This window comes from Arhodomonas aquaeolei DSM 8974, from assembly GCF_000374645.1.
Classification (GTDB): domain Bacteria; phylum Pseudomonadota; class Gammaproteobacteria; order Nitrococcales; family Nitrococcaceae; genus Arhodomonas; species Arhodomonas aquaeolei.
The window spans coordinates 265,724-273,653 of sequence record NZ_KB894802.1; the positions used below are offsets into that span (position 1 = coordinate 265,724).

Below are 7,930 nucleotides of genomic sequence, written 5' to 3' on the forward strand. Positions count from 1 at the left end.
TCCGCACTACCTTCGCGCCTGGAGCAGGTCACGCAGCCGTGCCGTGTCCACGGGCTTGTGCAGCAGCTCCACACCGAGTTCCCGGCACTGGCGCGTCAGCCATTCCCCGCGTTCGCTGGTGACGATGACTGCGCGCAGCCCCGGATGCGTGCCGCGCAGCCGCGTGGCGACCTCGAGGCCGTTCTCGCCGGCGCCGCCGAGGTGGTAGTCGATCAGCGCCGTGGCGGCGGCCGCCGGGGCCCGTTCGGGCGGGGCGTAGCAGGTGTGTACCCGGGCCCCCCACTGGCGCAGCAGCGTCGCCATGCCGAGCATCACCGCCTGGTCGTTCTCCACCACCAGGACCTCCTCGCCGGCGAGATCCCGGGCATGGGCACCTGAGTCCGCGCGCTGGCCGGGGTCCCGCGCCTGTTCCGGCTGGCCGGCGGGGAGGGTGATCCCGAAGGCCGAGCCGTGGCCGGGGCGGGAGCGCAGCACGATACCGGCGCCGATGAGCTCGGCGATCATGCGCACGATGGTCAGCCCGAGGCCGAGCCCCTGGGCCTCGCCGTCACGGCCGTTGCGTAGCTGGTAGAAGCCGCGGAAGATGCGCTGCTGCTCGCGCTCGGGGATGCCCGGGCCGGTGTCGTAGACGCCCACCCGCCAGGCGCCCCGCCGCGGTCGCGCGGTCAGCAGGATGCCGCCGTCGCGGGTGTAGCGTACGGCGTTGCCGAGGAGGTTGCGCACGGCGCGCTCGACCAGCACCGGATCGCTGTATACGGTCGCCGGAGGGCAGCGAACCCGGCAGGTGAGGTCGGCGCTCTCGGCGTGCAGGCGGTATTCACCGCCCAGGCGGTGCAGCAGGACGTCGAGCCGGAAATGCGTCGGCTGGGGCTGGACCACGCCGGAGTCGAGCTTGGCGATGTCGATGAGGCTGCCGAGCAGGCTCTCCATGGTCTCCAGCGTTGCCTGGCCGCTGGCGGCGAGGTCGAGGACCTCGTCGTCGTCGGCGCTGTCGGCGATGGCCTGCAGCAGCAGCCGTGCCGCGGTCAGGGGCTGCTGCAGGTCGTGGCTCACCGCGGTCAGGAAGTTCGACTTGTTGGCGCTGGCGCGTTCGGCACGGGCCTTGGCGCGCTGGAGCTCGTCCTCGGCGGAGCGCCGCCGGGCGATCTCGTCCATGAGTCGCCGGTTGGCCTCGACGAGCTCGGCGGTGCGGGCCTTGACCGTTTCCTCCAGCACCGCCGCGGTCTCGAACAGGGCGTAGTCGCCGCCGCGGCTGCCCTGGTCCTGCTCGGCGCGCTCCATGAGTACGTCCACCATATGCAGCAGGCGCTCGTTCTCGCTGCGCAGCCGCTCGATCTCCGTGGTCCCGGCGTGCTGCCTGTCAGTCATGGCCCAGGGCGATCCCCGTGAATGTCTGGTTGAGGTGCATGCGCTCGAACTGTTCGCCGTACGTGGCCATCCCCGAGACACCGAAGCGTGTGAGCAGTTCGTTCATGGGGGCTTCCAGGCACTTGTGCTCGATCTCCCGGTGGCGCAGGGCGCAGTCGAAGGCGAGGGTGGTGGCGATGCCGCCCAGGTCGTCCGCCACCGCCTCGAAGCGATGCTGCAGGTCCGCGGCGAGGTCCCCCGCCATCGCGACGCGCAGCACGATCCCCTGATCCACGGCGCAGGTGAACATCAGTCCTTCGCCGGGATCGGTGGAGACGAGGCGCACGGAGCGGATGTAGTAGGAATCGCCGACCTTCACCGCCGGCGGGCTGTTGGCGAGTACCGCGGGGGTGAGCCGTTCCGGTGCGGTGCCTATGGCACGGGCGTATTCATGGGCGGCGGGGCGGCCGTTGAGCTCCAGCACCACGCGCCGGTCCGGGTCGGCGCGGGTGACCAGCAGCCGCTGCGGGCCTGGAGTGAAGTGGTGCGTGGAGAACGCGCGGAACGGCCGGCGGGGCCGCAGGAGCACGAGCACGGCGGCATTGTCGCGGCCACGGCCCTCGTGCCAGATGCGTCCCGGGCGTTCGCGGAAGTGATCCCCGGCGGATCCCCCGACCAGGCGCAGGTTCCCCAGGCCCTGGGCGATGGAGGACACGAGGCGCTCCTCGCACTGCGCCATACCGTCCACCAGCAGCAGCGCGAAGGCATCCTCCGGGCCCGGGGGCTCGCCGGTGAGGCGGTGCATCTCGCTCTTCAGCCAGCTCGCCGCCTGGAAGCCCCGGGAGAAGTCTATCCGGTCGACGTCTTCCAGGGTTGCCGTGACCACCTCGGCCTCCGAGGGGAATGCCGCCGCGCTGACCCCGTGGCGTCGGTAGCCGGAGGGCCCGAGCACGGCGGAACCCACGGTGCCGAGCACCCGTGCCCCGGGACGGTGGCCCGCCAGCCGCTCGCTCACCGCCTCCAGCGGGTAGTCGCCGGAGCACCAGAGGAGGATCAGCGAGCGCGTCTCGGCGCCAAGGCCGCGGTCGATCTCCGCGGCGGCGAGGGCCGGGTCGTCGAGGGCGCTGTCCACGCGGCGGATCGCGGCACCGTGCCGGGCCGGTGTCGCCGATAGCCGGGGCGGTCGCTGCATCTGTTTCTCCTCCTCCCCGCCGTCGAACGGGTCTGTCATCGGAGATCGTAGCAGCATACACCGCGGCGTCGTCGTTGCCGGGGTGGCCGGTGGTCTGCGCGGTGCGCGTCGCGCCGGTGGCGCGATACCGGCAGAGCGGGGGCACTAACACTTTCGGGCTATGGGGTGGGGCGAAAAATGCTGCGAGGGGGCAATACAGAAGCCACCGGCGCCCTCCTAGGATTCGATAACGCGCAATGACAACGAGCAACGAACTACCGGGGAGGGAGGTCATGCCGCGTCGAATCATCCCCCTGGGGCCGTTGGCCCCGTGCACGGCGGCCGTGCTCGCGCTGGCGTCGGCGAACGCCGCCGCCTACGAGGTCTACAGTGGCGAGGACGGCTCCAGCCTTAGCCTCGATACGGAGCTCGGCGTCGGCTATTTCTCCAGCCAGCAGGATTACACCGGCCAGGGCCGGGATGAGGTCAACTGGACCGAGGGCTACTTCAAGGCGGGCGTGTCCGGCGAGCGTGTGCTCGGTAACGGGGCGAGCGTCTACGGTGCGCTCAACGGGCTGGCCTCCGCCACCGACGGCGATGGCGACGCCGGCGGCTTCAGCACCGGTGACGAGAGCGAGTTCGACGTCGAGGACGCCTACGTCGGCTGGCGTTCCGGCTCGCTCATCGGCGGCGTGGACGATGCGGTGGACCTGTCCATCGGCAGCCAGTCGTTCACGGTCGGCGACGGCTGGCTGATCAACGGCGATGCGCTCAATTTCGGCGAGGGCTTCGGGGACTCCCTGAGCCGCGGCGGCGCCTACTGGCTCGCACCGCGCCATGCCTTCCGCCGCACCGCCATCGCCCGCTTCGAGACGGGCACGCCCTGGCGCGGCGATGCCTTCTACCTGGGGTCCGACAACGACGCCCAGGGCGACACCGAGCTCGCCGGCCTCAATGTCGAATACAACGACGAGGGCTGGGGCACGCTCGGGGCCACCTACCTGCACGTGCTGGATGTGGACGAGGACGACCTCGGCGGCGCCTACGCCTCCCGCGACGGGCTCAATACCGTCAGCCTGCGCGGCAACAGCAGCCTCGGCATCGACAACGCGGACTTCCGCTTCGAGGCCACGGTGCAGCGGGGCAGCCCCGACAACGCGGCGGACGTCGACGCCCATGCGTGGTACGTCGAGGGCAGCTACCAGTTCGCCGACGTGTGGCTCGCGCCCAGGCTCGCCTACCGCTTCAGCAGCTTCTCCGGCGACGACCCGGACACCACCGACAACGAGGCCTTCGACCCGCTGTTCTACGGCTTCAGCCGCGGTTACGGGACCTGGTTCCAGGGCGAGGTCGCGGGCAACTACACCGGGCCGTTCAATTCCAACACCGACGTGCAGCACGTGGGGCTGTACCTCCACCCGCACGAGCGCGTGCGCCTCGGAGCGCTGTACTTCGACTTCAACACCCGCGAGACCGCGCCGGGGACGAGCGACGACTACGCCCGGGAGCTGGACGTGTTCATGGAGTACGCGGTCACCGAGCGGCTGTTCATCTCGCCGGTGTACTCGCGCTTCAACCCGGGGGACGGCTTCTCCGGCCCCGACGAGACCAACAATTACTTCCAGGTCATCGCGATCTGGAACTTCTGAGCCAGAGGACGAGAGGCAGGCAATGACGCAAGCGGCAGAGCAGCAATCCGTATTCGCCGGGGTCTCCGCGGCGGCCCGGGCGTTCGTCGAGCGCGAGCACGGACACTACATCGGCGGCGAATGGGTCGGCGCCTCCGGCGGCGAGCGCCTGCCGGTGCACGACCCGGCCACGGGGACGGTCATGACCCGGGTCGCCGGTGGCCAGGGGGCCGATGTCGACCGCGCTGTCAGCGCGGCGCGGCATGCCTTCGAGGACGCCGAGTGGTCGCGCATGCGGCCGGTGGACCGGGAACGCCTCCTGTTCCGGCTGGCGGACGCCATCGAGGCGCACGCCGACGAGCTCGCGGAGATCGAGAGCCTGGACCAGGGCAAGGCCGTCGGCATGGCCCGGAACCTGGATCTGACCATGGCCGTGGACTTCGTGCGCTACATGGCGGGCTGGGCCACCAAGATCGACGGACGCAGTGTCCAGCCCTCCGTGCCCTACCTGCCGGACCAGCAGTTCACCGGCTGGACCCGCAAGGAGCCGGTGGGCGTGGTGGGGGCCATCGTGCCCTGGAACTTCCCCGTCCTCATGGCGGTGTGGAAGCTCGCCCCGGCCCTCGCCACCGGCTGCACCGCGGTGCTCAAGCCCGCCGAGGAGACACCGCTGTCGGCGCTGCGCCTCGCCGAGCTGGCCGAGTCCGTGGGGACGCCGGCAGGCGTGATCAACGTGGTCACCGGCGAGGGGCACACCGCGGGTGCGGCGCTGTCCGGGCATCCGGGGATCGACAAGGTCGCGTTCACCGGCTCCACCGAGGTCGGCAAGCTCATCGGCAAGGCGGCCATGGACAACATGACCCGCGTGTCCCTGGAGCTTGGCGGCAAGTCGCCGGTGGTCGTGCTCGACGACATGGACCCGGCGGCCGCCGCCCAGGGCGCGGCGCAGGCGATCTTCCTCAATCACGGCCAGGTCTGCACCGCCGGCTCGCGGCTTTACGTCCACAGCCGCCAGTACGGCGCCGTGGTCGACGGCCTCGCCGGCATCGCCGGCGGCATGCGCCTGGGTTCCGGGCGTGATCCGCAGGCCCAGATGGGGCCGCTGGTTTCCCGCGAGCAGCAGCAGCGGGTGGCGGGCTACATCGACAGCGGCCGCGAGCAGGGGGCGCGGGTCGCCGCCGGCGGTCATACCCGCGAGGGCGGCTATTTCGTCGAGCCCACCATCCTCGCGGACACCAACCACGATATGCGGGTGGTGCGCGAGGAGATCTTCGGCCCGGTGCTCACCGTCATGCCCTATGACGACCTGGACGAAGTCGCGCGCCTGGCCAACGATACCCCGTACGGGCTCGGCGCGAGCATCTGGTCCAACGACCTCTCCCGGGTGCACCGCCTGATCCCGAAGATCCGCGCCGGCACCGTGTGGGTGAACTGTCACAACGTGCTGGACCCGGCCCTGCCGCTGGGCGGCTTCAAGCAGTCCGGCATCGGCCGGGAGCTCGGGCGCGAGGTGGTGGACCTGTACACCGAGACCAAGACGGTAATGATGAGTATCTAGACCGTGATTCCGGCGGTGGCCGCTGCCGCCGCCACAACGTCGCGAAGAGTAAGGGGGAAGAGGATCCATGAAATCGCGAACCCGCCTGGCGCTGCTCATGGCCGGCGTGCTGACCGCCGGCCTGGCGAACGCGCAACTCGAGCCCGAGCAGCTCTCCGTCGAGGAGCTGCCCGATGCCAGTCCCCACTGGGTCTTCGTGGGGGATGTCAGCTTCTTCCACATGCCCGATTCCAAGGTCGTGCTCCTCGACGGCGACGCCGAGACGACCAACGAGGCGTACCTCGGGATGATGTCCACCGGCTACAACCCCGCCATCGAGGTGGCCCCGGACGGCTCCGAGCTCTATTCCGCGGAGACCTACTATTCCCGCGGTACCCGTGGCGATCGTGAGGACATCGTCACGATCTTCGACACGCAAACGTTGCAGCCCGTCGGTGAGATCGACATCCCGGAGAAGCGCCACTTCTCGCTGCTCCAGCCCTACGGCCTGGTCACGGCCAACGGCGGCAGCGACCTGCTGGTGTTCAACGTCACCCCCGCGACCAGCGTGAGCGTGGTCAGCCTCGAGGAGCGCAGCTACCTCAACGAGATCCCGCTGCCGGGCTGCGCGTTCATGTACCCGGCGCCCGAGGGCCGGCGCTTCGGCAGCCTCTGCGCCGACGGCTCGTTCGTGGTGGTGGACTACGACGGCGACGGCAAGGAGACCGGCCGCCAGCGCATGCAGCTGTTCGACGCGGGCACCAGCCACCTCTTCGAGAAGCCCGTGTACGTCGGCGACACGCTGTACTTCGTCTCCCACGAGGGCACCGTCCACCCGGTGAACTGGAGTGGCAAGATGCCCGAGTTCGGTGACACCTGGCAGCTCGCGAGCGACAGCGAGCGGGAGGCCGGCTGGCGCCCCGGCGGCTGGCAGATGGAGGCCGGGCACGCCGCCAGCGACCGCCTGTACGTGCTCATGCACGAGGGCGGCGAGGACACCCACAAGGACCCGGGTACCGAGGTGTGGGTGTATGACACCGGCGCCGGCGAGCGCGGCCAGCGTATCGCGCTGAAGAACGCCGCCGTGTCGATCCAGACCACCGCCGACGACGAGCCCCTGCTGTTCGCCCTGCGTGCGGATTTTTCCGGTATGGATGTCTACGACGCCCGGTCGGGGGAATACCTGCACGGCTATGACGGCTTTGCGGACACGCCGTTCCTGATGCGGCGGCCCTAGGAGGCCATGATGATCGATCCGGTAATCAGCGGGATCGCCAGGGGCGTGGTCGCCGTGCTGCTGCTCGCCGCCGCGGTCTACAAGCTGCGGGACACCGCCGGCTTCCGGCGCTCGATCCGGGACTATGCCCTGGTCAGCGAGGCCCTGGTCCGGCCGCTGGCGTGGGTCATTCCCCTCGCCGAGGTGTCCGCCGCCGCGGCGGTGGTCTTCGAGCCCACCCGGGTGGCCGGGGCGACGCTGGCGGCGGTGCTGTTCGCGGTATTCACCCTGGCGATAGGCGTCAACCTGGCGCGGGGCCGGCGGGACATCGACTGTGGCTGCTTCGGCCCGTCCCGGGGCCAGCAGCTCAGCGGCTGGCTGCTACCGCGCAACGGGGTGCTGGTGGCGCTCGCCGGCGTGGCGGCCCTGCCGCCGACCGGCCGCGCCCTCGGCGGGCTGGACTACTTGTGGAGTCTCACCAGGTTGTCCCCGGATAGGCCGAGGACGCTGATGGGTGTTTGGTGATTAAGGCTAGCGTGCTGTCGGTGCCAGTTGTAGTCGTGCTGCCAACGCGGCAGGTGCGCGGCGCGCTCGTTTGAATCCTGGTAGGCGAAGGCATAGGCCCACTCGCGCAGCGCGGTCTGGATGAAGCGCTCGGCCTTGCCGTTGGTGCGTGGGCGGTAAGGCCGGGTGAAGCGGTGTTGGAGACCGAGCTCGCGGCAGGCGCGAGCGAAGGCGCGTGAGCGATAGCAGGCGCCGTTATCGGTGAGCACGCGGCGCACGGTGACGCCCAGGCGCGCGTAGTAGGCCAGCGCCGTGCGCAGGTGGCGGATGGCCGAGTCGGCGGTTTCATCAGGCTCGATGGCGATGTGCGCGATGCGCGAGCGGTCATCGACGGCGACGTGCACGAACTCCCAGCCTGCGCCCCGAGACTCGTGGGTGCGCTTGCCGGTGGCGCGGTGTCCGGGGCGCTGGAAGCGGCCGAGCTTCTTGATATCGAGGTGGAGCAGATCGCCGGGGTGCTCGTGCTG

General features: G+C 70.3%; 7 protein-coding genes. 4 read left to right on the forward strand and 3 right to left on the reverse strand.

What is annotated here, in order from left to right; translation table 11 throughout:
• Positions 1-6 precede the first annotated feature (6 nt).
• Positions 7-1,368, reverse strand: a complete 1,362-nt coding sequence (locus C516_RS18735) for a hybrid sensor histidine kinase/response regulator (RefSeq protein ID WP_018717417.1) — start codon at positions 1,366-1,368, stop codon at positions 7-9.
• Positions 1,361-2,539, reverse strand: a complete 1,179-nt coding sequence (locus C516_RS18740; protein WP_018717418.1) for an FIST N-terminal domain-containing protein — start codon at positions 2,537-2,539, stop codon at positions 1,361-1,363. The genes C516_RS18735 and C516_RS18740 overlap by 8 nt, the downstream gene beginning before the upstream one ends.
• Positions 2,540-2,811: 272 nt before the next feature.
• Between C516_RS18740 and C516_RS0105815 the strand changes: the two genes are divergently transcribed.
• From C516_RS0105815 to C516_RS18750, 4 genes are all read left to right on the forward strand, one after another.
• Positions 2,812-4,167, forward strand: a complete 1,356-nt coding sequence (locus tag C516_RS0105815) for an alginate export family protein (RefSeq protein ID WP_051088196.1) — start codon at positions 2,812-2,814, stop codon at positions 4,165-4,167.
• Positions 4,168-4,189: 22 nt separating this feature from the next.
• Positions 4,190-5,704 carry an aldehyde dehydrogenase family protein gene (locus tag C516_RS0105820; protein WP_018717420.1) on the forward strand — a complete coding sequence of 505 codons (1,515 nt, stop codon included), beginning with the start codon at positions 4,190-4,192 and terminating at the stop codon, positions 5,702-5,704.
• A 67-nt stretch (positions 5,705-5,771) separates the two neighbouring features.
• Entirely contained in the window at positions 5,772-6,920 is a 1,149-nt protein-coding gene (locus tag C516_RS18745; RefSeq protein ID WP_018717421.1) for an amine dehydrogenase large subunit, read from the forward strand.
• A 9-nt stretch (positions 6,921-6,929) separates the two neighbouring features.
• Positions 6,930-7,424, forward strand: coding sequence for a MauE/DoxX family redox-associated membrane protein (locus tag C516_RS18750; RefSeq protein ID WP_169509128.1), 495 nt, complete (start codon positions 6,930-6,932; stop codon positions 7,422-7,424).
• On the opposite strand, the gene C516_RS18755 is transcribed toward C516_RS18750, so the two are convergent.
• Positions 7,361-7,930, reverse strand: a 570-nt coding sequence (locus C516_RS18755) for an integrase core domain-containing protein (protein WP_018717423.1), incomplete at its 5' end; no start/stop codon positions are given. The genes C516_RS18750 and C516_RS18755 overlap by 64 nt on opposite strands.

Excerpts from the sequence above, each read along its gene's own strand:
- C516_RS18735 (WP_018717417.1), bottom strand. The coding sequence starts at position 1,368 with ATGACTGACAGGCAGCACGCCGGGACCACGGAGATCGAGCGGCTGCGC.
- C516_RS18740 (WP_018717418.1), bottom strand. The coding sequence starts at position 2,539 with ATGCAGCGACCGCCCCGGCTATCGGCGACACCGGCCCGGCACGGTGCC.
- C516_RS0105815 (WP_051088196.1), top strand. The coding sequence starts at position 2,812 with ATGCCGCGTCGAATCATCCCCCTGGGGCCGTTGGCCCCGTGCACGGCG.
- C516_RS0105820 (WP_018717420.1), top strand. The coding sequence starts at position 4,190 with ATGACGCAAGCGGCAGAGCAGCAATCCGTATTCGCCGGGGTCTCCGCG.
- C516_RS18745 (WP_018717421.1), top strand. The coding sequence starts at position 5,772 with ATGAAATCGCGAACCCGCCTGGCGCTGCTCATGGCCGGCGTGCTGACC.
- C516_RS18750 (WP_169509128.1), top strand. The coding sequence starts at position 6,930 with ATGATCGATCCGGTAATCAGCGGGATCGCCAGGGGCGTGGTCGCCGTG.